The sequence below is a fragment of the Commensalibacter papalotli (ex Servin-Garciduenas et al. 2014) genome (genome assembly GCF_000527695.1).
GTDB lineage: Bacteria > Pseudomonadota > Alphaproteobacteria > Acetobacterales > Acetobacteraceae > Commensalibacter > Commensalibacter papalotli.
Genome location: NZ_ATSX01000001.1, coordinates 17,241 through 41,563 on the forward strand (window position 1 = coordinate 17,241; position 24,323 = coordinate 41,563).

Consider the following 24,323-nt stretch of genomic DNA (forward strand, 5'->3'; position numbering starts at 1 on the left):
GATGATTTAAGAAAGTGAAGATGAAAGCTGCATAACAAGCTCGGCAAAATGATCACCTCTTTCTTCAAAACTGCTAAATTGATCAAAACTGGCACATGCCGGAGACAGTAAAACTGTATTTATATGATGTGTTTGTGCATACCCAAAAGCTTCAGGAACTGCATGTTCAAGGGTTCTCACGATTTTATAAGAAACATGATGTGCTTGCAAGGTTTTGGCTAAGAGTTGTGCGTCTTCGCCAATTAGCAGAGCCAACTTGATGCGCGAAAAAAAAGGCACTAGATCGTCAATGCCATTGGACTTGGCCAATCCTCCCGCAATCCAAATCAATTCGTTATAACAAGTTAATGCTTTTGAGGCGGCATCGGCGTTTGTTGCTTTGCTGTCATTAATAAAAGTTATATTATGAATAGTAGCCACAGGGCGTTGACGATGTGCTAGGCCTTGATAAGAGTTTAATCCAGTTTGTATCTGTGTTTTGCTGAGGCCTAAACGTAAAGCCATTGCAGCTGCAGCTGCAGCATTTTGCGCATTATGATCCCCAGGAAGTAAAAAAGCGGTTGTAAGATCTGCAATAGGGCCTCGTTGATCGCGTAAAATATGATTGCTTACCCAAAAATCGGCTTTTTTATCGATGCCTGTAATGGTTTGAATTTGCACTTTGGATTGATTACCTAGCGTTTGAGCAATATGGCTGCAAATATTATCTTCGACGCCAATAATAGCCAAATCAGTAGAAGATTGGCGATCAAAAATATGACTTTTGGCTTTGATATATCCTTGCATATCCCCATGACGTTCCAAGTGATCTGGGGTCATATTTAACAAGCACGAAATATCAGCGGTAAATTCTGATAAACGTTCAAGCATATAAGAAGACATTTCCAGAACATAAACCCCATTATCCCTTAATAAAGGTAATGCCAAAGCAGCAGGGCCCAAGTTTCCACCAGCCATTGCAGGAATACCTGCTTCATTTAGTAAATGCGTTAATAAAACTGTTGTTGTGGATTTGCCATTTGTGCCTGTTATAGCCACAAAACGTGCTTTTGATCCAGACTTCTTGACCGCGCGGTATAAAAGCTCTGCATCGGAAAAAATAGGGATATTTTGCTCAATCGCAAGTGTTGCGATAGGGTGTGCTTTGGGTAAAAGATGTGGAATACCAGGAGACATAACCAGCGCGTTAAAATTTTGTAGATCTTTAAACGACTTAACATACGGTTTGAGCTCTGCGGGGATATCATTTCTTTTTTGTTCTTGATCATCCCATATTTGTATTGTTGCGCCCATTGTTAATAAGCGTTTGGCAGCAACAATACCGTTTTTCCCCAGCCCCAAAATGGCATAGTGTTGATTATGAAAAAGAGTAGATGAGAAATTCATATTACCGTAACTTTAATGTGGCCAGACCAATAAGACCCAGCATAATCGCAACAATCCAAAAACGAATAACAATTTTTGATTCTGAAAGGCCTTTTTTCTCAAAATGGTGGTGCAAAGGTGCCATCAGGAATACGCGGGTTTTTGTACGTTTATACCAAGCAACCTGTATAATAACAGATAATGTTTCAACGACAAATAAACCACCAACGATACATAGAACGAATTCATGTTTGACAGCAACCGCAACAGCACCCAAAGCCCCACCTAAGGCTAAGGATCCTGTATCTCCCATAAATACAGAAGCAGGAGGAGCATTAAACCATAAAAATCCTAACCCAGCACCAATAATCGCTGCACAGAAAATCCCAAGTTCTCCTGTTTGTGGTACAAAATGTAAGAATAAATATTTGGCAAATACTGCATTTCCGACAAGATACGCAATCAACGCAAAGACCAAGAATGCAATAACAACAGGAACAATGGCTAACCCATCTAGTCCATCGGTAAAATTAACTGCATTTCCAAATCCTGCAATAACGACCATTCCAAAAATAGGAAAGAAATATCCTAGGGGAATCATAAGATTTTGAAAAAAAGGTAAAGCGATATGATTGGCGATATCTGGTGGGGTTATTGCTTGTAAACCAAAGGCTGCAACAGCAGAGATCAAGAACTCTCCCCCTAAACGTGTGCGTTTAGAAAGACCATCTGTGTTTCTTTTAGCCAGTTTTTGATAATCATCAAAAAACCCAATTAACCCAAAGCCCAGCGTTACAAATAACATAATCCACATAAAACCGTTGGAAAGATCACTCCATAACAAGGTGGAAAAAGTCAGGGTAAAAAGCATCATAATTCCGCCCATTGTGGGCGTTCCAGCTTTTTCTTTGATGTGACGTTCTGGTCCCAAAGCACGGATAGGTTGTCCATCACGTTGAATTTTATGGAGTTTGGCAATAATATAGGGGCCAATCCATAAGCTTAGGAAAAAGGCGGTAAAACAGGCAGCTCCAGCACGAAATGTAATATAGCGAAAGAGGTTGAAAGGAGAAATATATTCCAACCCAAAACGCGTTATCAGATCATATAGCATTAGTTTTTCCTTATGGCTGGAGCAGTTAAAGCTGTAACAATTATATTCATACGCATAGAGTTGCTGCCTTTAATCAAAAGAGTATCATTTTCTTGCAGACGCTCTTGGATTACCGGAATTAATTCTTGCGCAGTCGCACGCCAAGAACCCTGTAAGGTGAGAGGCAATTGTTCAAATACAATTTTCATCATTTCACCACAACAGAAAACTAGATCAGCATGTGTGGTTAAATGAGGAAGTAAACAGAGATGTTCAGACTGACTATACTCACCTAATTCTTTGATATCTCCTAATATTGCAATTTTTCTTGCTGGAGCCAGTATAGATAAAGTTTGTAATGCCGTGCGTATAGAAAGGGTGGAAGCATTATAACTCTCGTCTAATATAATTCCATTGATGGGCTGTAAAGGTAAGATTTTTCCTCTGCCATTGCCAGTTTGAAATGCAGCTAAAGCAGTAATAGAGCGTTTAACATCCAGATTTAGGCTTTCTATTACACCAATAACTAAACCTGCATTATGCACTAAATGTTTTCCAGGTGAAGAGAGAGTAAAATGGTATTCTTGATTGTGCAAAGTAGCTTGGAATTTTGATCCTTGAGGAAGTAATTCAATATCGCTAAGTTGTATTGATGCAGTTTCAGATAAACCAACTGTTATTAATTGTACTTGATATTGTTGGGCGACTTTCTGGAAAATTGACATTCCATAAATCGTATCTGGAATCAAGGTAATAGCTTGAGCGGGTAGGGCTGTTATAATCTGACTTTTTTCTTTGGCGATATTATCTAGGTTTTGCATATATCCAAGGTGAGATGAAGCAACTTCGGTAATAATGGCAATATGAGGATTAACCAACTTTGCTAATGGTGCAATTTCCCCAACATGATTCATTCCAATTTCACAAACGCAAAAATCTGTATCATTTGGCAGGCGTGCCAAAGTCAATGGAACACCTAAATGATTATTATGCGATCCTGCTGCGGCATGCACGCTGCCAAAAGCTGACAAAGTTGTTTTAAGCATTTCTTTGGTCGTGGTTTTACCCACACTACCCGTAACTGCAATAACCTTGCCTGTAAAACGCTTACGACCATAATAACCGATATCTGTTAAGGCCTGTAATGTATCCTTAACATATAAAACAGGAGAATCTTCTGATAGTTCTGCAATAGGATGGCTGATAATCGCACAAGATGCTCCTAGCTCTAATGCTTTTTTCACATGTGCATGACCGTCGCTATTCTCACCAATAATGGCAATGAAGATATCTCCTTTTTCAAGGGTGCGCGTATCAATAGAAATCCCTGTGCCCTTGATTTGACAAGCGTAAGAGAACGAACCTTGGGTTGCGTGAACAAGGTCGGTTTCAGTCCATAAAACAGTCATAAACGGCTCGCATATTTTTGTATTATTGTGACATCATCAAAAGGATAAACAGTAGTGCCAATAATTTGGCCTTGTTCATGTCCTTTTCCTGCCACTACTAAGATATCGTCTTTTTGTAGCTTTTTGATAGTTTGTGCAATAGCTTCTTCTCGCCCTGCAATTTCTAGCGCATCAGGAGCACCGACTTTGACTTGCTTTCGAACAAGCTCGGGATTCTCATTACGAGGGTTATCATCGGTGATAATGACATGATCGGCATATTTTTGAGCTTCTTGTGCCATCAAAGGACGCTTGCCTGCATCACGATCTCCGCCTGCACCAAAAATAATATAAAGTTTGTGGTGAGTATGAGGGCGTAAAGATTGCAATAAATGTGCCAATGCATCAGGTGTATGAGCATAATCAACATATATTGCTGCACCATTTGGTAAAATAGCTGCTTGCTCCATTCTACCTCTAACCCCTTTAAGTTGAGGAAGTAAAGAGATGAGGTTTTTTACATCAATGGTGTCTTTGGCAATTAATGCTATGGCTAGTAAAATGTTATCTACTTGATATCGTCCAAGTAAAGGAAGGGTCACTGAGATTTGTTCGCCAGTCATTATTTTAATCTCTAGTTTTTGCCCTTCTGGAAGTGGTGTTACAGAAATTAGTTTTAAAAACTCACCTTGCTCACCAACTAAGCGAAGTTTTTGCTGCCGCTCCTGAATAGTTTGCTTAATTTGTTTTAAGACATCTTGATCCATATCTGCATTAACAGCTGCAATACCGCCAATCGGTAAAATATGTTTAAATAACCGCAGTTTGGCTTCTAAATAATGTTGAAGATCATGATGATAATCTAGATGATCACGAGTAAGATTAGTAAACCCACCAGCTTCCAAGGTTAATCCATCTAAACGATATTGATCAAGCCCATGAGATGAGGCCTCTAATGCCACATATTGTATATCGTGTTTAACCAAGTTCGTTAGAATTTGGTGCAAGGTAATCGGATCTGGGGTAGTCAGAACAGGGCCTGTATAATGATAGTTTGTATTACTGATAACGCCTAGAGTACCAATAGTTGCTGAGTTATAATGTTTTAAAATCCATAATTGGCGAACAAAATCGGCGGTACTAGTTTTTCCGTTTGTCCCAGTTATCGCGATTTGATGTTTGGGGTGTTTCGGATAAAATAAAGCAGCCATTAAAGAAAAAACATAACGTGGGTTGTCATTATAAATATAAACACAACCTTCAGTTTCAGGAAAATCCACATTTGTGGATAGTAATATTGCTTTGGCACCTTTTTCAATAGCCGTTTTAATATAATCACATCCATTAGAGTGCGTGCCAGGAAGGGCACAAAACAAGTATCCGTCTTTGACCTTGCGACTATCAAGGGTTATTCCCGTTAGGTGGATATCTTGATCTATAATGGGCAAGTGCACATCATGGAGCAGGCTATTAAGAGAGATCATGATAAAAGGCTTTATTATTGTCTTGTTGAAGATGTTGTGACGGTGGTTTTCTTTTTTGGTTTTTCATTGGATTGTTGACGATTAAGACGAGGATCGCCTGGATCATTTCCTGGTCCCAAAGCTCTGATACCTTTAGGAACAGGAGGACGCAAAGGAATAGCCATTTGTGCATCAATGGTGGCAGCATCTTTGGTATTTGGAAACAGATTAAGGATAGGGCCAATACGTCCAATGATTTTAGAAACAGCTGGGGCAGCATTCCAACCAGCCGTTGTCCAACCATGAGTTTCTTTGGTTGGCTTAGGGCTATCTAGCATCACATAGACCGCATATTTAGGATCATTCATCGGGAATACTGCCGTAAATGCAGAAACGTTCACATGTTTTAAATACCCTCCAGATTTACTGACTTTTTCGCTGGTTCCCGTTTTTCCACCAACAAAATATCCTGGCACTTCTGCATTTCTACCAGTCCCTTTGGTTACGTCTAAACGCAAGATTTTTCTTAAAAGTGAGGAAGTTTTTTCAGAAAGAACACGTTCGCCCTGAGCTTGTGGTTTTGGAGGGGGCAGGTTGGGATCTTGCGGTTGCACAGATGGATCATTGTTACTGATATCTTGCAAAGATAATAAAGTTGGTTTGACTAGAATTCCACCATTTACAGTAGCCGCCGTTCCTCTGACAATTGCAAGTGGAGATTCAGCAATACCATGACCAAAAGCAATCGTCATCACAGTTGAAATCCCCCAGTTTTTGGCAGCGGGAACAATGGGTCGGCCAGCCTCTGGTAATTCAATAGGAACGCGGGCGGTAAATCCCATTCTTTGCATCCATTCCCTTTGCCTTTCTGCTCCAACATCCAAGGCGATGTGTGCAGAGGCAGGATTGGATGAGTAAGCCATCACTTCAGGTAAAGATAAATATGGAGGGAAATGATCTGTTTTTAAATCTTTAATAGTAAATCGTCCCACACGTATAGGCGCAGTCGCAAAACGATCCCAAATGCGAACAACGCCTAACTCTAATGCCATGGCTACGTTTTGTAGTTTGAAGGTAGATCCTGGTTCATACATTCCATTAGTGGCACGGTTAAACTGTGAATTTGGAGATGACTTACTAAATTGATTGGAATCATAATCTGGCAAGCTAATCATTGCTAGAATTTCACCCGTGTGCACATCCATAACAATTCCACAAGCGGCTTCTGCTTGGAATTTATTTTTTGCAGCCTCCACCTCTTCTTGGACAACAGTTTGCACATGCGTATCAATAGATAATCTTAATGGATGACGATTCTCCATAAGACGTTCGTTGAAAAATTTCTCGATGCCAGCAATCCCATGATCATCAATATCAACACTACCCATAATATGAGAAGCAAGCCTTCCTAGTGGATAACGACGGCGTTCACCTGCTTCGAAATATAATCCAGGAATACCTAAGTTATTGATGGCAACCTCTTGTTGTGGAGAGATGTCTCGCGCAACATAAATAAACTGTTTGCGCGAAGATAAACGCTCTATTGTTTTATTAACATCAAGAGAGGGAAGTATTTCCTTTAGTTTATTGGCAACAACAGTAGGTTCAATGATTTCTAGAGGGTTAGCGTAAACTTGTGCAACCGGTAATGAAATAGCTAAAATTTGACCATTTCGGTCAATAATTGAAGCTCTTTTAATTTGAGGTAAAGAAAAATCACCTGACATTACTCCCTTTGGATCGCTCTTGGGAATAGCAGGAACCTGAGGTGCAATTTGATTTTTTTGTGGGGCAAGAGGCATTAGAATAGTAGCTAAACTTAACTTAAAAGCCACAGCGCCATACAAAGCACAAAAGCCACATGCTGCGATCAGCAGACGGGCTCTGGTCTTATCCATTTTATTGTATTGTTTTTTCTTTTCTCTTTTGCTTAGCTTTGGCTCAGAATTATTTTCCTGCATTTTTCTACGCGGAGGATTAGACCTCTGATCATCCCTGTATTGCATCGCTTTATATACAACCTTTAATAATTAATGAGCGAAAGGAACAGGAGCAGGAAGGGCATCATCAGCGTTACCACCTAAAGCAGATTCGGTATAGTTACTTTTTTTACTGTCATTCCGTGCAACTTTGATCGCAGCGGGACGTTTTTTTTGGGCAATGGTTGACGTCGGTTGTGTTGGTTTACTAGAGAGTTTTTTCTCAAGTGAAGCTTCATTATTTGTTATATTGGTTTGACTAGAAACAGTCTGTTTCGGACGTGCAACTTTGTTGTGAGAAAAAGGATTATCACTTTGAATATTATAAGAAACATTCTGGATATGATTCTTTTTAACAGGTTGTGGTTTTAGATTTTGTGTTTCGATAGCATCTGTTGCATCAGCGATTTCTGTCGTTTTAACTTTTTTACGATGTACAGGTGCAGGCGTAACTACAGACTCAGTAACGACATTATTTTTAGTTGGTGAAATAATAGGTTTTTTAACAGGTTGTGGTTTTAGATTTTGTGTTTCAATAGCATCTGTTGCATCAGCAATTTCTGTCGTTTTAACTTTTTTACGACGCACGGGCTCTGAAGTAGTTACAGGTTCAATCTTCACACTGTTTTTAGCAACAATAACAGGTTTTGTAATAGGCTTGGCTGTTTGTTGAGGTTTAGCTTGTGTTACAGACGGAGACGAATTCTCAGTATTTTTGGCAATAAGCGCTGGTGATGTATTTTTGTTTTCTTCAGTTTTATCAGATGAAGTATCAGCAATAATAGGAGCAGGCTGCCCATTATTTTGGGCAACATTTTTAACTAAATCTTCACGTGTTTTGTCTTTTTCTTGAGTCTTTATAATTGGCGGAAGCGTTGTGCTAACAGCAGCCATTTGTACAAACTGGCTAGGGTTTAAGGGACGTAACCCAGGGATAAACTGATTAGCAAGATTTTTCAAACGATCAGGTTGATTTAATAACGTCCATTCAGTGCGCAACATAGCTGTATTAGACTTAATTCTTTGTGTATCGTACACAATTTTAGTAATTTCTCTGTCGAGCTGGGTTGTTTTATGTTTTTGTGCGTACAAAACCATACCAGAAACTCCAGCAAAGAAAGCACAAAACAAAGTGAAAGGACGGATCATCATTGGGAGTTTTTCCTTTTTTCAGATCATAAACGGCGTTTGATCGCACGCAGTCTGGCACTGCGAGAGCGAGGATTAAGCTGACATTCTTGTTCAGAGGGGCGTTGTGGTTTCGAAGTTAATAACTCAAACTCATTATCAGCTTGTGATGGAGACAATGAAAGCGGCAAATGTCGAGACGGTTTGGCGATACGACCAGCAGCTTTGTTCATAATATCTTTGGCGATACGGTCTTCAAGAGAATGAAAAGAAACAACAATTAGCTTTCCACCGGGCTTTAATAAATTTAAAGCTGCTTGAAGTGCAATGTGAATTTGCTCTAGTTCATTATTTACAGCAATGCGTAACCCTTGAAAAGAACGCGTTGCAGGATTAATGCCGCTTTTGTCCCCGTGAATAGTCTTCTGAATTAAACCAGCCAAATCTTGGGTGGTTTCAAATGGAGCCTCAATACGGCGCTGGACAATAGCTTTGGCAATTCGACGAGAAAACCGTTCTTCACCATAGTGGAACAAAATATCCGCCAACTCTGTTTCTGAAAGTGTGTTGACTAGATCAGCCGCTGTTTTTCCTGTGCGGCTCATTCGCATATCTAAAGGACCATCAAAACGGAAAGAAAAACCGCGTTCTGCTTGATCAATTTGAAAAGAGGAGACCCCTAAATCAAGAACAATACCATTACATTCAGTAATTTTTTGTGATGCTAATAATTCCTTTATATTGGAAAAATCACCTTGTAATAAATGTAAAGAAGTAAATTCTTTTTGAATTTCTTGTCCACGAGCAATGGCATCGGGATCACGATCAATCCCCCAAACCTCACATGCAGCAGCAGATAGGATGGTTTTGCTATATCCACCGCCACCAAAAGTAGCATCAACATAGACACCTTTATCTTGTGGATCTAGTAAAGCCATTACTTCGTTTAACATGACAGGAAAATGTCCCTCATGCGCAGGATAGATATGTTTTGTCATAACTCTACCCCTTTTTTTGTTGCTTTTGGTGGAACTGCCAAGGTTTTTTGTTGCACTTTATGACGTGCAGCTTTGCATCTTTCAATAGCTGCAATTGGTTCCCAGATTTGAAAAATCGTTCCTAGCCCCATAAAGGTCACTGAATCTGTCAAGTTAGCATGCTCTTTTAAAATATCTGGCAGCAATATTCTGCCTTCTCGATCTGGATCAATAGGCCATGCTTCTGCATATAGAGTTGTAGCGATATCATCATGCTCTTCTGAAAACAGATTTAAGCTATCTAAAGAATTGGTAAGTTCAGAAAAAATCGAAAGAGGCCAAACCTCAATGCAAGGCATTTTATGAGAAGGGCGGAAAATTAATGAATGATTTTCTTTAGTTTGCTCTTTACGCAAGGCAGATCGAAAGCTTGCAGGCACAGAAACCCTTCCTTTGACATCAAGTCTATTTTGATGTGTACCAAGGAATAAGCTCATTCTTGTATGCCCCTTTCTAACATGCTGCGTAAATCTAAAAGAAAATGAATATGAATTGATCTGGTGTCATTATTAATCGACCATGTTCTTTTATGGGATAGCATGGGTCAATATGGGAGGTCAAACGATTACAGTAAAAAATCTTCTATTTTCAGTGGCTTTTGCCCAAAAGCTATTAAACTTCTTTAAACAAAGATAAAATTGCTTCGTATTTATGAAAAATTGGGGTTAAAGTTATTCTATAAGTGGTAGTATTTAAATTGAAAGAGAGTTTAAAAGTCAGATAGCCGGTAAGCCGGGTTCTGTAAATGTCTAAAAGACAAGTGATGACCATTCATCTAGAATACGATTCGCATCGCATTTCATGCAACCAACCCGGATAACAAGACGGAAAATCTTCGATCATTTTGCAATGATCCGTTATCCCTATTAGGTTTTGCTCCTGGTGGGGTTTACCCTGCCATTCCTGTTACCAAGAACGCGGTGTGCTCTTACCACACCATTTCACCCTGACTTGTAATTTACTGAGAAACAATAAATTCCGACAAGCGGTTTATTTTCTGTGGCACTTTCCCTGAGGTTACCCTCGCCAGCCATTAACTGGCACCATTTTTCCGTGGAGCCCGGACTTTCCTCTTTTTATAGAGTTTTTGGCAATATAAACAGCGATCATCTGGCTATCTGACAAGCTCATAGGGACTGTGTTTTGGATAAAAAGTCAAGGAAAAACTATAAAGATGAGGATTTTAGGAATTGTTACGATAAAGTGTTTAAATCAAAGTTGCTTGATTTTCGTAAAGTCAAAATCTTGACCTTTGGGGTTTTCACCAATTCGAATGATATTAGGTTTTATATAAGTATAAGGCGGCACAGGAAGATTATAGGGTGCGGGCATGGATTTATAGACACGTCCTGCTAGGTCAAACTTTGAGCCATGACATGTGCAATTATATAGTCCACCCATTTTATTGCTGAGTTGTAAGGTTGGAACGCATCCTAAATGCGTACAAACCCCTATTAAAACAGCTGTTTCAGGATGAATAGAACGATGCCAATTTTGCGTATAAGGAGGTTGTTGGAAATCCTTGCTGTCTGGATCGCGTAGGTGTGAAACCAAGCTTGCGTCTTGTAATGTTTGCAGTGTTTCTTTGGGGCGGTTTAAGATAAATACGGGATGTCCTTGCCAAGTTACGGTTATTTGCTGTCCTGTTTTTAAGGAAGAAATGTCAACATCAACAAAACTATGTTCCAGAATTGTGTTTTGTGAATTTAAACTATTAAGAAAAGGCCATGCCACAACAACGCCGCCAACGGTCACAGAACTAGCGGTTAATAGTTTTAAGAAACTGCGCCGATTGTTCTGTGAAGAGAGTAGAGGAGGCGTTGGTGTGGATGGAGTATCCGTCATTTGAGCTTAAGCCTTATCATTGAGCCATTAATGGATAGGATAAAAGTGATTAGGGGATCCCTTATCAACCTGTATATTACCATTTGTTCGATCAACGCGAAAGGTAAATAACAAAGGGAAATCATTGCGTGTATTGGTGCAAGTGCTGTTATGTTGCTCTCTTACCTGCATATTCACTGTTTCTTCCCCTGTGTCATTATTAATAACAAAAACAAGACAGTTTATAGGTGTCTGGGTCAATTTATTATCGGTAATGACCGTGCGTAGATACTGGGTGACTTGTTTATTATCCATCCAGTTTACTTTTTGTTTGCTCCATTGACGCGAGATATTGTCTATCCATCCCATTTCTTGGGCACCAATAACCCCAGCAGAAAACAGTAATGCAAAAATAACACGCTGTATAATCCTGCGCTTTATTGAACGGCGAGGTTTGCCTGAGAAACGAGATGTATTCTCTTCTTGTTTAACAGGCTTTTGAGAATGATTAGGTGATTCAGACATAGGAGATTAAGGCATATCTTCGTGCCAAATATGGCCGTCTTTAGCCAATAATTGTTGAGATGCCTGAGGGCCCCAACTTCCAGATTTATATTGAGAAAGGGGAATAACGTCTCTAGCCCAACCGTCCAAAATAGGTTCAATCCATTTCCACGCAGCATCAACTTCGTCACGGCGTATAAATAATAATGGATCTCCTTTAACAGCATCCATTAATAATCCTTCATATGAATCGGGATAACGAATATGAAAAGCTGGCGAAAACGCAATGTCAATAAAGGTGCTGCGTAAACTGGTATGAGATTTACTTGGATCTTTGACCTGCATTGATAACGACACACCTTCATCAGGTTGAATACGGATATGTAAACGGTTTGGCTGAGGAGCTGTCGGAAATAAGGACCAAGCGGATTTTTTAAATTGAATAATGATTTCGCTGGTTTTTTCAGCCAGTCGTTTGCCTGTTCTGAGGTAAAAAGGAACACCAGTCCAACGAGATGTATTAATTTGTGCTTTAATTGCGACAAATGTTTCTGTATTACTCTTGTCTTTCTTTAATTCCTCTAGATAACTTACCATTTGTTCACCATTAACGGTATTGGCAGTATATTGACCTCTGACAGTGTCTGTCTTGATCATTTCGTCGGTCATTGGTTTTAAAGAGCGTAAAACCTTCAACTTTTCATTACGTAAATCATCAGCATTTAATGAGATAGGTGGATCCATTGCTACCATACACAGGACTTGCAATAAATGGTTTTGTACCATGTCTCGTAATGCGCCAGCACCATCATAATATCCACCACGTTTGCCAACCCCAACAGTTTCAGCAGCAGTAATTTCAACATAATCGATTGAATCAGAGCTCCATAAACGTTCAAAAACAGGATTTGCAAAACGCAAAGCTAAGATATTTTGAACCGTTTCTTTACCAAGATAATGATCAATACGGAAAATATGATTTTCTGGTAAATGCTTTCCTACACGGCTATTAATTTCTTCGGCTGTTGCTAAAGAGGTTCCAATAGGCTTTTCTAAAACGACACGAGTGGTTTTTGTTAATAATTTTTTGTTAGATAAATTATCACAAATATCACCATAGAGGCGAGGTGCTGTTGCAAAATAAAAAATACGTACAGTGTTGGCTTTGTCTGAATTTAATAATTTTTCTATATCAGCCCATTTGCCATTAGGATCTGCGCCATCCAAGCTTATATAGTAAATGAGCTTAATGAAATCTTCAATTTTTTCAGGACTATGATCCTCTTCTTGAACGAATTGATTTAATCCATCTTGGGCACGTTTTCTGAAATCTTCATCTGTCAATGGTGAGCGTGCAGTACCAATAATACGAGTATTGCTGGGTAATTGACCATCAAGGTAACGATAATATAAAGCAGGTAATAATTTTCGAGTTGTTAAATCACCTGTTGCGCCAAAAATAATAAAATCAAATGGCGAATAGGTATGCGGGTTTTCCATAAAAATTTAACCTTTCAGATTATTTTGTTTAATTGCATGAATTAAGCGTAAAATAAATTTGGTAATAACGATAATAAAAATATAAACCTATCATTGAATAATTAGTCTTACTGATTATCATGATTTAGGGTTAGCTTAATATGATATTTTCTTTTTTCAAACTTTTAATTATGTTTGAATAAAATAATATTGCATCAAATAATTGACGCTACCAAAAGGATTGCGTAATGCAATATAACAAATACTGTTTATTTGATAGTATGCAAAAGTAAGGAATTAAAATGAGTGAGTTTGAAAAAGCACCAGAAGTTGGTGGGATTGCAGCAGATCGTTTGCGTAGCATCATTGAACGTATTGAACGTTTAGAAGAAGAGCGTAAAGGTCTAGCAAATGATATCAAAGACATTTATGCTGAAGCGAAATCTGCTGGATTTGATGTGCCTGTTATTCGTCGTATTATTACGGCACGTAAAAAAGAGCCTTCGGAAATTGAAGAACAAGAAACGCTTTTTGATATTTATCGTCGCGCTTTGGGAATGTAATGAATTTCAAGGGGAATTTTGACAATTTTCTCAAAGTTGATAAATTCATACATATTCAAGAATATTAATTTTATTTTAGTAATTAGGTAGCTGGATAAGTTTTATGGGGTCTTTTTTTCCAGAATGGATGCCTTTATGGTTTCAACTGATCGTCGTCGGCGTAGTTGTTATTTTTGGTCTTTGTTTTTTATTAATGCCGTTTTCTGTTTTGGGATTAAAAAGTCGTTTGACGTATCTTGATCATCAAATGGAAGATATCCAATCTCAATTACGGGTTTTATTGAAGCGACTTCCTGACGCACGTGAACGCTTAGAGTTCAAGTTACAGCCTATTCCTACAGGTGATGATGAGGTTGGTCGAAGTGGTGTGGTTAATAAAGGGAAAAAGTTAAAAGATTCTTCTGCTGAATATTATGCAGCAGTTGCTTCTACAAAAAATCGTCCCACATGTTTTGATCCTCCTTCTCAATCAGAGGAGGTTGACTTTACGCGTTCTCCTGAAAAAGAAACACATATTTCAGAGGAAGAACAAAACGCCAGACAAAATCGTTTTAGAGAGCGTGGACCTGCTGTATCAAGGCAAGAGCAACAATTTGTTAACCCTGGGCGAAGAGAAGATCAAATTTACAATCCTCCTAGCAAACCAGTTAAAGAAGAAAGACAGGAAGGATCACAACCACGACGTAGAGCCGAACCTATTTTGCGTTGGCCCCCGCGCTAATTGGAAAGGGGAAGAACCATGTCGTCATGGTGAATGACTTCATCGGGCCCTTCCCATCCAAGGGATGCATTAATATCGCCTGTTTGCAGACCAATAATTTGGTTAATTTCAGACGAATCATAAGCAGTAACACCACTGCCAATAATAAGTCCTTCTTTATTAGAGATCTTAATTAAATCTCCTCTTTGGAAATAGCCTTCAACCTTGATAATGCCTACAGGCAGTAGCGATTTTCCAGAGTGCAAGGCTTTTTCTGCCCCGTGATCAACGTAAACAATCCCTTTTGTTGTTATTCCCCCTGCAATCCAACGCTTGCGAGCAGAATAAGTCGAGTTGTTAGGTAAGAACCATGAACATCTTGCACCGTCTTGCAGCGCTTTTAAAGGATGCTGAAGTTTGCCAAAAGCAATGGCCATGGCACAACCAGCTGTAGTAGCTATATTCCCCGCAGCAAGCTTGGTTGCCATGCCTCCAGAGGAATAACCACTCGGGGCTTTGCCTCCCATTGCCATAATTTCAGGCGTAATTTCTTCGATGATAGGTAGATGTTGAGCGTTTGTGTCTGATTTTGGATCTGCGGTATATAAGCCATCAATATCAGATAATAAAATGAGTTGATCTGCTCCTACCATTTCGGCAACACGAGCAGCTAAACGATCATTATCACCAAAGCGAATCTCTGAGGTGGCTACTGTATCATTTTCATTGATAATAGGGATGCAACCGAGTTTTAATAAAGTTTCCAAAGCCGAGCGTGCGTTTAAATAATGTAAACGTGTTTCTGTATCTTCCAAGGTTAGCAAAATCTGCGCAGTTGTAATATCGTGGGCAAGAAAATTTTCACTCCATGCCTGAGCCAGTTTAATTTGCCCAATTGCAGCAGCAGCTTGTTTTTCCGCCAAACGTAATTTATGGCGATTTAAGTTAAACGCATAACGTGCCAGCGCAATTGCCCCTGAAGAAACAACCAAAACATCGCAATTTTGCATACGTAAATTGACAATATCTTTGACTACAGTTTGTAACCAAGATTGGCGGATACAAGCATTCTGGCCATCGACCAGCAAGGCACTACCAATTTTGATAACAATTCGGCGGGCTTTATTAATTTTTGGAATTTGTTTCATATAGGACTAAATGGCTTTTGGTGAGAAATATCATTCAGTTTATGATTAGTAATATAGTTTTGTAAATAATATAAAATATCTTTTACACCATGATGCGTTGCCGCAGAAAGTAAAAAGACTTTTTGCCCTGTTGCTTTTTCCAAAGCTTGTTGTTTTTCCAAAACTTCTTCAGAAGTTAAAAGATCTACTTTATTTAACCCAATAATTTCATGTTTTTTAATAAGATCGCCGTGATAAGCTTCCAATTCATGGCGAATGGTTTTCCAAGTTTCAACAACATCTTCGGATGTAATATCAATTAAATGAAGTAACAAAGCGCAACGTTCGACATGGCCCAAGAATCGATCGCCGAGACCATTGCCCATATGGGCACCTTCGATTAGTCCTGGTATATCTGCCAGAACAAATTCTTCAGTAGAAGATAAACGCACCATTCCTAACTGAGGATGTAGCGTAGTAAAAGGATAATCTGCAATTTTAGGACGCGCTGCAGAAGCTACGGATAAAAATGTTGATTTTCCTGCATTTGGCAGCCCTACCAATCCGGCATCAGCAATTAATTTTAATCGTAACCAAATCCAACGTTCTTCACCAGGCCATCCTGGATCTGCACGGCGAGGGGCTCTGTTTGTGCTGGATTTGAAGCGTGCATTTCCAAAACCACCATCACCACCACGACATAAAGTAATGGTTTTTCCTGTTTCATCAAGGTCAGCCAGCAAGGTTTCTTTGTCATCATCAAAAATCTGTGTTCCCACGGGGACTTTGATTATCACGTCATCAGCAGCTGCACCTGTTCGGTTGGAACCAGAACCATTGCCACCTTTTCGAGCACGAAAATGTTGGGTATAGCGAAAGTCAATTAAGGTATTTAAATTATCAATAGCTTGAAAAATAATGTCGCCACCGCGTCCACCATCTCCACCGTCTGGGCCGCCATACTCAATGAATTTCTCTCTTCTAAAGGCGACAACGCCATTGCCACCATCTCCTGATTTTATATAAATTTTTGCTTGATCGAGAAATTTCATTTTTTATCTATACCTTAAAATATAAAGGGTCGATTCAATACGAATCGACCCTTTATTGAATAACAAAGACCATAAAGGTCAATGATGACTTTATTCAGCAGCGTTAGCTAGCGTTTCTACAGAAACAGTAACGTTTCCTTTGTTACGGCTGTCAAAGCGTACATTGCCATCAACAAGGGCAAAAATTGTGTGGTCACGACCTAAACCAACATTACTTCCTGGTTTAATTTTTGTGCCACGTTGACGAACAATAATGTTACCAGCGATAACTGATTGTCCACCGAATTTTTTTACTCCAAGACGACGACCTTCTGTATCGCGTCCGTTTCTGGAGGAACCGCCTGCTTTTTTATGTGCCATGATTTATCTCCTGTTTAAGAAATCAATATTGAATAGGGTTGTGAATTACGCAGCGTTAATTTCGGTAATACGCAAAACAGTTACAGGTTGGCGATGTCCATTTTTGCGGCGGCTGTTTTGACGACGACGTTTTTTGAAAATAATTACCTTTTTCAAACGATCTTGTGCAATAACAGTAGCTTTTACAGATGCGCCAGCAACAGTTGGGATACCAATTTTCCCATCAACAGCTAGAATCTCTGAAAAAGTAACGGTGCTTCCTGCTTCGACATCAAGTTTTTCAACTTTTAATACCATATCAGGGGTAACGCGATATTGTTTTCCACCAGTGCGGATAATTGCAAACATTAATAAACTCTCTATTTATGCCAAACTCTTGTAAAAGTGATTTTACAGAATTTCTTTTTGTTATAATTAGCTTTCAAAGGTACGATAGACTTTGAATTCTGACATATATCATATTTTTTAGTATAAAAGTCAATTGCTAAGTCAATAAAAAAGCTAATTTTTATAGATATATTTAGTTTAAAGATTTGATCTGATTAATAGTAGTGATTTATGTATTAAATATTAATATAATACCAAAGTATACATATTTTTAGCATAGTGAGTAATACATAAAAACATTTTGTATTTTCGATAGTGCAATAAATATTCTTTGTCATTTTTGTTAATACTTCTTGAAATATTTTTAAACTATCGATAAATCAGTCACATTATTTACTGTATTGTTTAAATTTAATAATGATTTTTTTCTTGAATACTTATTTAAGATTAACGCACAGATCCACCAGAGCCAATTTGTAAGTATGAGCCTTTGACATAATTATGATGTGAATTGTTTTGAGCGCAATTTGATAGAAAGAATAAGCTTATGATGCAAATTAGATAAAATGATTTTGTTTTGTTCATGGTTTTTCTTTTGAAAATTATTAATGCGTATGGGTTGTTAATCTTATATTAAACAGTAAGAAATCTTGGGGAAATCAAAGTTTTATTTTGGGTGATGAGTATTATGTTGAGTGAAGAGATATTTTTTCAATTTTAGATAGTAATTATTCTAAATAATGTTAGAGTTGTTATTTCTATATATATTGAAAAATAAAATTTATAATATAATTTTATTTGAATTTTATAAACAAAGTTCAAGTATTTAGTGTGGTTTTTGGGTAAATATAATGGAATTAGAAGAAAAAAATTTTTCGCTATTAGAGCTGACAGTCAAAGTTGTTTCGTCACATATATCTAATAATTCGGTTGGCACAGATCAATTGCCAGAATTAATTAGACAAGTATATCAAACGTTAAACTCTATAGAGAAAAATGGCTCAGAAACAGAAAAGTTACAGCCTGTTGTGCCTATTAAACGTTCTGTATTTCCTGATTATATTATTTGCCTAGAAGATGGCAAAAAATTGAAAATGTTAAAACGTCATATTCAAAGTGCGTATGGATTAACACCGGAACAATATCGTGAACGTTGGAATCTCCCTGCAGACTATCCTATGGTTGCGCCAAATTATGCAGAACGCAGATCTAATTTAGCTCGTGAAATTGGGTTAGGACGTAAAAATATTGCCAATAATAAAAATGATCATACCCATGGACGTAAAAGCCGCAAAGATGATTAAAAAATATTCTCTTTGACTCGGGTTGTCTTGATAATTATATATCCATTGTTTGGAAATATAAATAATATCTTATGGTTATGGGATGCTCAATTAAATGCAAATAGAAAGTGATTTATTACTCGAACGTCAAAAAATACGACGAAAATTGGTTTTGTGGCGTTGTATGGCAATAATTATATTTGTTGTGTCTGTTGCATCAATCGTTGTGAGTGCTTCTTTATCTAAGATGGGATCTGGTGGTGATCATTTGGTAAAGTTGAAAATCGAAGGTATTATTGGATCTGATGTTTCTAAGCAAGTAAAGTTAATTGATGACGCTTTGGCAGATAAATCTATCAAAGGATTGATCCTTTGTGTGAATAGTCCCGGGGGTGCCGTTACAGGAGGAGAGCAATTGCATGATGCAGTAATGCGTTTTGCAAAGGAAAAACCTGTGGTTGTCAGTATGGGAGGTGTAGCCGCTTCAGCTGGTTATATGATTTCTGTACCAGCCAATCGGATTTTTGCTTTAAACTCTACCTTGACGGGGTCTATAGGTGTCATTATGCAAGCGCCTGACATTTCCGGATTGTTGGGAAAAGTTGGCATTACTGTTGATCAGCTGGTTTCTGGGCCTTTGAAGGGACAACCTTCGATGGTTAAGCCTTTATCACCTCAAGGTCGTGAGATGTTACAAGGATTGATTGAGAACTTTTATGATCAATTTGTAGGAATGGTTGCACAAGGAAGGCATATGGATGTTGCCAAGGTAAAAGAACTTGGTGATGGTCGTCCATATAGTGGTCAACAAGCGGTTAACAATGGGTTAGTCGATCAAATTGGTACAGAGCAAGATGCCAAGAAATGGTTAGCTCAGTATTTAAAATTATCATCTGATATCAAAGTAATAGAGTTAAAAAATAAGAAACCTTCTAAGTGGTTTTCTAGATTTATGGGTGAAACACTAGGAGATACGATGAATGGGGTTATGCAGCAAGCACTGTATAATAGTCATGAAAATCTTGATGGTGCTATAGCAATTTGGAAACCTTAGGTTACAAATTTAATAAAAGTATATAATGAGTATAAATGAATGACTAAATCTGAACTAATTTTAGAGATTGCAGCAGCACATCCAAATTTATTAATTAAAGATATTGATTTGATTGTTTCTACGATTTTTGATGAAATCGAAGCTTCGTTGTCTGAAGGTGGTAGAGTAGAGTTGCGTGGTTTTGGTGCTTTTTTTGTTAAAAATCGTAAAGCTCGTACAGGTCGCAATCCTAGAACTGGGGATGCTGTTGAAGTTGAAGAAAAGCACGTTCCTTTTTTCAAAACCGGTAAAGAACTCAGAAAGCGAACAAATAATCAATTAGAAGAGGCTGCTAAAAAGTAAGCTCAGCTTTGGGAAAATAATAAAAAGGCAAGGAAAAAAAATGAGTGGAACTGAGAATTTTAAAATTGTTCCCGTAATTTTGTCAGGAGGTACAGGCAGCAGATTATGGCCTGTTTCCCGTGCCAGTTTTCCCAAGCAATTATGGCCATTGTTAACAAATAATTCGATGTTGCAAGATACAGCATTAAGAGCGGTCGGGTCTATGTTTACAGACCCGATTATTGTTTGTAATAATGATCATCGTTTTTTAATTGCTGAACAGTTGCGCGAGATTGGCATTGAAAAAGCCCGTATTTTATTAGAGCCAATTGGCAGGAATTCAGCCCCAGCGATTGCAGCAGCAAGCATGTTAGTAGCTCAAGAAAACCCAAATTATATTCTTTGGGTCATGGCAGCTGATGCAGTTGTTCAAGAAACAGAGCTTTTAATTGAATTAGTTAAAGAGGCAGCAATCCTGGCTCAAAAGGAAAAAATTCTTACATTTGGTATTCATCCAACCAGACCAGAAACGGGGTATGGGTATATTGAAAAAGGGCAAAAGCTTTCAGAGGCCGAACATGCTTTTTTTGTAAAAGCATTTACAGAAAAACCTGACTATCAGCGTGCTGTTCATATGATAGAATCTGGGAATTATTTGTGGAATTCAGGGATGTTTGTTTTTTCTGCACAGACGATGCTGAGGGAAATGGAAAAATATACGCCAGAGCTTTTATCTCTTATACAAATTGCCATTAAAAACCGCAAAACAGATTTATATTTTGAACGAATCCAACTTGAGGATTTTGTAAATATTCCTGATATTTCGATTGATTATGCGATTGCTGAAAAAACTGAGCAAATGCTAGTTATTGCTGCGGATTTAACTTGGTCAGATATAGGTAGTTGGGATGGTCTTTGGGACATTAGCCCAAAAGATAAAGTAGGCAATGTTGCCATAGGTAATGTGTTCTTAGAAAATACTCATAATAGCTATGTTCGCTCGGATGATATGGTGGCGGCGGTCAGTGGTCTTGATGATGTGGTTGTTGTGGTTACTAAAGATGCTGTCTTGGTTACAGATCGACGCAAATCTCAAGAAGTTAAAAAGATTGTTGAACGGTTGATAACAGCCAAGCAAAAAGAAGCCTTTGCACATGCACGTTGTTATCGCCCTTGGGGGTTTTATGAAACTTTGGTCAATGGACATCGTTTTCAGGTAAAACAGTTGGTGGTAAATGAAGGTTCACAACTTTCTTTGCAAAAACATTATCATCGCTCTGAACATTGGGTTGTGGTTTCTGGAGTTGCAGAGGTCACAAGGGGCAATGAAAATATTCTTGTTAAAGAGAATGAAAGTGTTTACTTGCCAGCTGGAACATTACATCGTTTGGGGAATCCTGGACGTATCCCTTTGGTAGTGATTGAAATACAGTCTGGCGCTTATTTAAATGAAGATGATATTATTCGTATAGAAGATAATTATAACCGTTTGAATTAATTTTCATATCTAACGAAAATCCATCCCTTATGAGCATTGAGAGATGCTATTGGATTTGCTGTTTTGATTAAAGTAATATCTTGTGATTCAAGTTGTGGAAAATCTGCTAATATTTCAGTAGCAGCACGATCTATAATTTCAAAATCATCATCCCTTGGCTCTTGATTTAAATAAGCATAAATAAAGATACATATATTTGTATAATCATAAGCAATGGCACGGATATTTGTTCCGATATGCCCTAAGAAAGCTTTATGAATCGATAATTTAAGATACGTGTCATCTATCATTTTGAGATTGATGGGAAATAAAGATTATTTTTTCCCATCTAATATCATATTCTTTAGTTTGTTTCACCTAAATAGCGTTCAGCTTCTAAAGCTGCCATACATCCAGAGCCAGCAGCAGTAATTGCTTGGCGGTAAGTTTTATCTTGCACGTCACCTGCTGCAAAAATACCATGAATAGAGGTCTGTGTTGTACCTGGTTTTGTCTTGATATAGTTTTCAGAATCCAATTCAATTTGCCCTTTAAACAAAGAGGTGTTTGGATTATGACCAATAGCGATAAAAACACCATCTACATCAATGCTAGCTTGTTCATTTGTTTTAATATTTTTTAAAGCAACACCTGTGACAGCTTCTGGAGTTCCTCCTGAAAGAATATTTTCAACGACAGAATCCCAAATGACAGAGATCTTTGGATTAGCAAGCAAACGATCTTGTTGGATTTTTTCAGCTCTTAGGCTATTGCGGCGATGAATAAGAGTAACATGAGATGCATGATGGGTCAGGTATAATGCCTCTTCAACAGCAGTATTTCCGCCGCCAATTACAGCTACTTTTTTACCACGATAAAAAAAACCATCACAAGTAGCACAAGCAGAAACGCCATATCCTTGTAGGCGCTCTTCGGCTTCTAGTCCTAACCAACGAGCCTGAGCCCCTGTAGCAATAATGGCAGTGCGTGCTTTATAGATATTGCCACCATCGGTATGAAAAACAAAATATCCATCTTCTTTTTGAGGGTCAAGTAAGGAACATTTTGAAACACTGTCCATTACGATTTCGGCACCAACATTTTTAGCTTGCGCTGCCATTTGATCCATTAACCAAGGCCCTTGAATAGCCTCTGCAAAGCCTGGATAGTTTTCTACATCATTGGTAATGGTCAGTTGTCCACCAGGTTGTAGGCCTGTTAAAAGAACGGGTTTCATATTAGCTCTGGCACCATAGATTGCTGCTGTATATCCAGCAGGACCCGCACCAATAATAAGCATATTTGTTATAAATGTTTCCGTCATATTGTTATATCCTGATTTTGTCGTAGCGATTTTTTAAATATTATATATATATGGTGTTTATTGTATAAAAAGAAGGTTTGGTTTAACAATAGCCTTTTAAAGATATAAATAAAATACAAAATGCTAGGGCAGGTAACAAGTATATGGCACAATTAGTAGAACTTGATAGAATTGACTGGCTGATTTTGGATGAATTACAAAAAGATGGCCGCATTACTAATATTGATTTAGCTCAACGTGTTGGTATATCTGCTCCGCCTTGCTTGCGACGGGTCAGACGCTTGGAAGCTATGGGGGTTATAAAAAGTTATCATGCAGTCATAGATAATGTTTCTGTGGGCTGGTCTTTGTCAGTGTTTGTTTTGGTTGGTTTGGATAGTCAAAAAGAATCTGTCTTAACAGAATTTGAAACCCAAATGGCGGAATTGCCCGAGGTAAGAGAGTGCCACATGGTGCGTGGTGGTGTTGATTTCTTAATTCGTTTTATTGCTAAGGATGCCGAGGACGAGAATCGATTAACGCATGAGTTGACCAGTAATCCTCATGTTGCCAGAGTTCAAACTTTACAAATCATTAGAACCAGCTTGCAAAGAGAAGGGGTTCCTCTAGCTAAACCTGCTGAATGATGTATCTTTTGTATATGGATAGATTGTAAATATCGTAATGAATGTTTTCACCCCCTCAAAATATAAGTTAGAGCTTTGTGTGATTATCCCTTGCTATAATGAAAGGGATAATGTGGAGCCGTTATTTCAAGCTCTGGTTAAAGCATTAGATGGAAGACGTTGGGAAGCAATTTTTGTCGATGATAACTCTCCTGACGGTACGATTGAGCAAGTTTGGCAATTGGCCCAACAAGACCAACGAATTAGGGGAATTTTACGTGTAGGAAGGCGAGGGCTTTCTACAGCAGTAATAGAAGGTGTGCTGTCGACATCTGCACAATGTATAGCCGTGATTGATGGAGATATGCAGCATGATGAAACATGTCTACCCATTATGTTAGATGCTGTATTAAAAGATAATTATGATTTTGCAGTAGGTAGTCGTCACGTAGAAGGCGGTGATGATACTGGACTTGCCAATAAATGGCGTCATTTTTTATCAAATACGGGAATTCGTATTTCACAATTTTTTTTACCTGTTCCTTTGCAAGACCCAATGAGTGGTTTTTTTCTGTTAAAACGGTCTTTGTTCATTGAACTTATGCCACAATTGTCAGGAACAGGGTTCAAGATTTTATTAGATCTGGTAATGTCCTCGCCCAAAACAACTCGAATAAAAGAAGTGCCTTTCAGGTTTCGTGAAAGAATATTTGGGAAAAGTAAACTTGGTTTCCGAGTAATGATTCAATTCGTCATTATGTTAATTGAAAAACTATATCAACGAATTTAATCGGTCTAATCTAACCAACTTATTTAAAACAATTTTATATCGCTGCAAATAAGAGATGTTTAATTCTTCCTTACGGTGGA

The 24,323-nt window shown here is 38.2% G+C and carries 25 protein-coding genes and 1 other RNA gene; 8 read left to right on the forward strand and 18 right to left on the reverse strand.

The window, feature by feature from the left end:
- Positions 1-6: 6 nt before the first annotated feature.
- The 12 genes from murD to zwf all read right to left on the reverse strand — a co-directional run bounded on the left by murD (position 7) and on the right by zwf (position 13,281).
- Positions 7-1,386 carry a UDP-N-acetylmuramoyl-L-alanine--D-glutamate ligase gene (murD, locus tag COMX_RS00080; protein WP_034335602.1) on the reverse strand — a complete coding sequence of 460 codons (1,380 nt, stop codon included), beginning with the start codon at positions 1,384-1,386 and terminating at the stop codon, positions 7-9.
- A gap of 1 nt (position 1,387) precedes the next feature.
- Positions 1,388-2,479: a phospho-N-acetylmuramoyl-pentapeptide-transferase gene (gene mraY / locus COMX_RS00085; RefSeq protein WP_034335605.1), complete on the reverse strand. Its 1,092-nt coding sequence runs from the start codon at positions 2,477-2,479 to the stop codon at positions 1,388-1,390.
- The gene (locus COMX_RS00090; RefSeq protein ID WP_034335608.1) at positions 2,479-3,867 is read right to left on the reverse strand and encodes a UDP-N-acetylmuramoyl-tripeptide--D-alanyl-D-alanine ligase; all 1,389 of its coding nucleotides are present in this window, start codon (positions 3,865-3,867) and stop codon (positions 2,479-2,481) included. Before COMX_RS00090 ends, mraY begins: the two co-directional genes overlap by 1 nt.
- The gene (locus COMX_RS00095) at positions 3,864-5,330 is read right to left on the reverse strand and encodes a UDP-N-acetylmuramoyl-L-alanyl-D-glutamate--2,6-diaminopimelate ligase (protein ID WP_235176718.1); all 1,467 of its coding nucleotides are present in this window, start codon (positions 5,328-5,330) and stop codon (positions 3,864-3,866) included. Before COMX_RS00095 ends, COMX_RS00090 begins: the two co-directional genes overlap by 4 nt.
- A gap of 14 nt (positions 5,331-5,344) precedes the next feature.
- Positions 5,345-7,270: a peptidoglycan D,D-transpeptidase FtsI family protein gene (locus COMX_RS00100; protein WP_084051480.1), complete on the reverse strand. Its 1,926-nt coding sequence runs from the start codon at positions 7,268-7,270 to the stop codon at positions 5,345-5,347.
- A 69-nt stretch (positions 7,271-7,339) separates the two neighbouring features.
- Positions 7,340-8,440, reverse strand: a complete 1,101-nt coding sequence (gene ftsL, locus COMX_RS10520; protein WP_051461736.1) for a cell division protein FtsL — start codon at positions 8,438-8,440, stop codon at positions 7,340-7,342.
- A gap of 23 nt (positions 8,441-8,463) precedes the next feature.
- On the reverse strand, positions 8,464-9,414 hold the full coding sequence (gene rsmH / locus COMX_RS00110) for a 16S rRNA (cytosine(1402)-N(4))-methyltransferase RsmH (RefSeq protein WP_034335614.1): 951 nt from the start codon (positions 9,412-9,414) through the stop codon (positions 8,464-8,466).
- A complete protein-coding gene (gene mraZ / locus COMX_RS00115; RefSeq protein WP_034335616.1) occupies positions 9,411-9,890 on the reverse strand; it encodes a division/cell wall cluster transcriptional repressor MraZ in 480 nt (159 codons plus the stop codon). Before mraZ ends, rsmH begins: the two co-directional genes overlap by 4 nt.
- Positions 9,891-10,165: 275 nt before the next feature.
- Positions 10,166-10,575: RNase P RNA component class A (gene rnpB / locus COMX_RS10720), an RNA gene on the reverse strand.
- Between the two features lie 90 nt (positions 10,576-10,665).
- A complete protein-coding gene (petA, locus tag COMX_RS00120) occupies positions 10,666-11,298 on the reverse strand; it encodes a ubiquinol-cytochrome c reductase iron-sulfur subunit (protein ID WP_034335619.1) in 633 nt (210 codons plus the stop codon).
- A 27-nt stretch (positions 11,299-11,325) separates the two neighbouring features.
- Positions 11,326-11,802 carry a hypothetical protein gene (locus COMX_RS00125; protein ID WP_034335623.1) on the reverse strand — a complete coding sequence of 159 codons (477 nt, stop codon included), beginning with the start codon at positions 11,800-11,802 and terminating at the stop codon, positions 11,326-11,328.
- Positions 11,803-11,808: 6 nt separating this feature from the next.
- Entirely contained in the window at positions 11,809-13,281 is a 1,473-nt protein-coding gene (zwf, locus tag COMX_RS00130; RefSeq protein WP_034335626.1) for a glucose-6-phosphate dehydrogenase, read from the reverse strand.
- A gap of 281 nt (positions 13,282-13,562) precedes the next feature.
- Here zwf and COMX_RS00135 point away from each other — a divergent pair, with 281 nt between their 5' ends.
- Entirely contained in the window at positions 13,563-13,823 is a 261-nt protein-coding gene (locus COMX_RS00135; protein ID WP_034335627.1) for a DUF2312 domain-containing protein, read from the forward strand.
- A gap of 103 nt (positions 13,824-13,926) precedes the next feature.
- Positions 13,927-14,544: a hypothetical protein gene (locus COMX_RS00140; protein WP_034335629.1), complete on the forward strand. Its 618-nt coding sequence runs from the start codon at positions 13,927-13,929 to the stop codon at positions 14,542-14,544.
- On the opposite strand, the gene proB is transcribed toward COMX_RS00140, so the two are convergent.
- The 4 genes from proB to rplU form a co-directional block, all read right to left on the reverse strand.
- Entirely contained in the window at positions 14,541-15,671 is a 1,131-nt protein-coding gene (gene proB, locus COMX_RS00145; RefSeq protein WP_034335631.1) for a glutamate 5-kinase, read from the reverse strand. The genes COMX_RS00140 and proB overlap by 4 nt on opposite strands.
- Complete coding sequence (gene obgE / locus COMX_RS00150; protein WP_034335633.1) at positions 15,668-16,702, reverse strand: GTPase ObgE; 1,035 nt, start codon at positions 16,700-16,702, stop codon at positions 15,668-15,670. The genes proB and obgE overlap by 4 nt, the downstream gene beginning before the upstream one ends.
- A gap of 90 nt (positions 16,703-16,792) precedes the next feature.
- Positions 16,793-17,062, reverse strand: coding sequence for a 50S ribosomal protein L27 (gene rpmA / locus COMX_RS00155; protein WP_034335637.1), 270 nt, complete (start codon positions 17,060-17,062; stop codon positions 16,793-16,795).
- A 45-nt stretch (positions 17,063-17,107) separates the two neighbouring features.
- A complete protein-coding gene (gene rplU / locus COMX_RS00160) occupies positions 17,108-17,410 on the reverse strand; it encodes a 50S ribosomal protein L21 (protein ID WP_034335640.1) in 303 nt (100 codons plus the stop codon).
- 830 nt (positions 17,411-18,240) lie between these two features.
- On the opposite strand from rplU, the gene COMX_RS00165 reads away from it, so the two are divergent.
- The 4 genes from COMX_RS00165 (at position 18,241) to COMX_RS00180 (ending at position 21,545) form a co-directional block, all read left to right on the forward strand.
- Complete coding sequence (locus tag COMX_RS00165) at positions 18,241-18,693, forward strand: Ros/MucR family transcriptional regulator (protein ID WP_034335642.1); 453 nt, start codon at positions 18,241-18,243, stop codon at positions 18,691-18,693.
- A 94-nt stretch (positions 18,694-18,787) separates the two neighbouring features.
- The gene (gene sppA, locus COMX_RS00170) at positions 18,788-19,726 is read left to right on the forward strand and encodes a signal peptide peptidase SppA (RefSeq protein ID WP_034335646.1); all 939 of its coding nucleotides are present in this window, start codon (positions 18,788-18,790) and stop codon (positions 19,724-19,726) included.
- A 39-nt stretch (positions 19,727-19,765) separates the two neighbouring features.
- Positions 19,766-20,068, forward strand: a complete 303-nt coding sequence (locus COMX_RS00175) for an integration host factor subunit beta (RefSeq protein ID WP_034335648.1) — start codon at positions 19,766-19,768, stop codon at positions 20,066-20,068.
- A gap of 40 nt (positions 20,069-20,108) precedes the next feature.
- Complete coding sequence (locus COMX_RS00180) at positions 20,109-21,545, forward strand: mannose-1-phosphate guanylyltransferase/mannose-6-phosphate isomerase (RefSeq protein WP_051461737.1); 1,437 nt, start codon at positions 20,109-20,111, stop codon at positions 21,543-21,545.
- Here the strand turns inward: COMX_RS00180 and COMX_RS00185 are convergent.
- Together COMX_RS00185 and trxB are read right to left on the reverse strand one after the other, a co-directional pair.
- Entirely contained in the window at positions 21,542-21,835 is a 294-nt protein-coding gene (locus tag COMX_RS00185; protein ID WP_034335652.1) for a hypothetical protein, read from the reverse strand. The genes COMX_RS00180 and COMX_RS00185 overlap by 4 nt on opposite strands.
- 53 nt (positions 21,836-21,888) lie before the next feature.
- Positions 21,889-22,848: a thioredoxin-disulfide reductase gene (gene trxB, locus COMX_RS00190; RefSeq protein ID WP_034335655.1), complete on the reverse strand. Its 960-nt coding sequence runs from the start codon at positions 22,846-22,848 to the stop codon at positions 21,889-21,891.
- A gap of 143 nt (positions 22,849-22,991) precedes the next feature.
- On the opposite strand from trxB, the gene COMX_RS00195 reads away from it, so the two are divergent.
- Both COMX_RS00195 and COMX_RS00200 read left to right on the forward strand, forming a co-directional pair.
- Positions 22,992-23,474 carry an Lrp/AsnC family transcriptional regulator gene (locus COMX_RS00195; protein ID WP_034335658.1) on the forward strand — a complete coding sequence of 161 codons (483 nt, stop codon included), beginning with the start codon at positions 22,992-22,994 and terminating at the stop codon, positions 23,472-23,474.
- Between the two features lie 37 nt (positions 23,475-23,511).
- Positions 23,512-24,243, forward strand: coding sequence for a polyprenol monophosphomannose synthase (locus COMX_RS00200; RefSeq protein ID WP_034335661.1), 732 nt, complete (start codon positions 23,512-23,514; stop codon positions 24,241-24,243).
- Positions 24,244-24,323: the final 80 nt, after the last annotated feature.

Excerpts from the sequence above, each read along its gene's own strand:
- COMX_RS00180 (WP_051461737.1), top strand. The coding sequence starts at position 20,109 with ATGAGTGGAACTGAGAATTTTAAAATTGTTCCCGTAATTTTGTCAGGA.
- petA (WP_034335619.1), bottom strand. The coding sequence starts at position 11,298 with ATGACGGATACTCCATCCACACCAACGCCTCCTCTACTCTCTTCACAG.
- rplU (WP_034335640.1), bottom strand. The coding sequence starts at position 17,410 with ATGTTTGCAATTATCCGCACTGGTGGAAAACAATATCGCGTTACCCCT.
- ftsL (WP_051461736.1), bottom strand. The coding sequence starts at position 8,440 with ATGATGATCCGTCCTTTCACTTTGTTTTGTGCTTTCTTTGCTGGAGTT.
- COMX_RS00200 (WP_034335661.1), top strand. The coding sequence starts at position 23,512 with ATGAATGTTTTCACCCCCTCAAAATATAAGTTAGAGCTTTGTGTGATT.
- COMX_RS00185 (WP_034335652.1), bottom strand. The coding sequence starts at position 21,835 with ATGATAGATGACACGTATCTTAAATTATCGATTCATAAAGCTTTCTTA.
- rsmH (WP_034335614.1), bottom strand. The coding sequence starts at position 9,414 with ATGACAAAACATATCTATCCTGCGCATGAGGGACATTTTCCTGTCATG.
- mraZ (WP_034335616.1), bottom strand. The coding sequence starts at position 9,890 with ATGAGCTTATTCCTTGGTACACATCAAAATAGACTTGATGTCAAAGGA.
- COMX_RS00125 (WP_034335623.1), bottom strand. The coding sequence starts at position 11,802 with ATGTCTGAATCACCTAATCATTCTCAAAAGCCTGTTAAACAAGAAGAG.
- proB (WP_034335631.1), bottom strand. The coding sequence starts at position 15,671 with ATGAAACAAATTCCAAAAATTAATAAAGCCCGCCGAATTGTTATCAAA.
- COMX_RS00090 (WP_034335608.1), bottom strand. The coding sequence starts at position 3,867 with ATGACTGTTTTATGGACTGAAACCGACCTTGTTCACGCAACCCAAGGT.
- mraY (WP_034335605.1), bottom strand. The coding sequence starts at position 2,479 with ATGCTATATGATCTGATAACGCGTTTTGGGTTGGAATATATTTCTCCT.
- COMX_RS00165 (WP_034335642.1), top strand. The coding sequence starts at position 18,241 with ATGGAATTAGAAGAAAAAAATTTTTCGCTATTAGAGCTGACAGTCAAA.
- COMX_RS00175 (WP_034335648.1), top strand. The coding sequence starts at position 19,766 with ATGACTAAATCTGAACTAATTTTAGAGATTGCAGCAGCACATCCAAAT.
- sppA (WP_034335646.1), top strand. The coding sequence starts at position 18,788 with ATGCAAATAGAAAGTGATTTATTACTCGAACGTCAAAAAATACGACGA.
- COMX_RS00100 (WP_084051480.1), bottom strand. The coding sequence starts at position 7,270 with ATGCAGGAAAATAATTCTGAGCCAAAGCTAAGCAAAAGAGAAAAGAAA.
- COMX_RS00195 (WP_034335658.1), top strand. The coding sequence starts at position 22,992 with ATGGCACAATTAGTAGAACTTGATAGAATTGACTGGCTGATTTTGGAT.
- murD (WP_034335602.1), bottom strand. The coding sequence starts at position 1,386 with ATGAATTTCTCATCTACTCTTTTTCATAATCAACACTATGCCATTTTG.
- COMX_RS00095 (WP_235176718.1), bottom strand. The coding sequence starts at position 5,330 with ATGATCTCTCTTAATAGCCTGCTCCATGATGTGCACTTGCCCATTATA.
- zwf (WP_034335626.1), bottom strand. The coding sequence starts at position 13,281 with ATGGAAAACCCGCATACCTATTCGCCATTTGATTTTATTATTTTTGGC.
- trxB (WP_034335655.1), bottom strand. The coding sequence starts at position 22,848 with ATGACGGAAACATTTATAACAAATATGCTTATTATTGGTGCGGGTCCT.
- rpmA (WP_034335637.1), bottom strand. The coding sequence starts at position 17,062 with ATGGCACATAAAAAAGCAGGCGGTTCCTCCAGAAACGGACGCGATACA.
- COMX_RS00135 (WP_034335627.1), top strand. The coding sequence starts at position 13,563 with ATGAGTGAGTTTGAAAAAGCACCAGAAGTTGGTGGGATTGCAGCAGAT.
- obgE (WP_034335633.1), bottom strand. The coding sequence starts at position 16,702 with ATGAAATTTCTCGATCAAGCAAAAATTTATATAAAATCAGGAGATGGT.
- COMX_RS00140 (WP_034335629.1), top strand. The coding sequence starts at position 13,927 with ATGGGGTCTTTTTTTCCAGAATGGATGCCTTTATGGTTTCAACTGATC.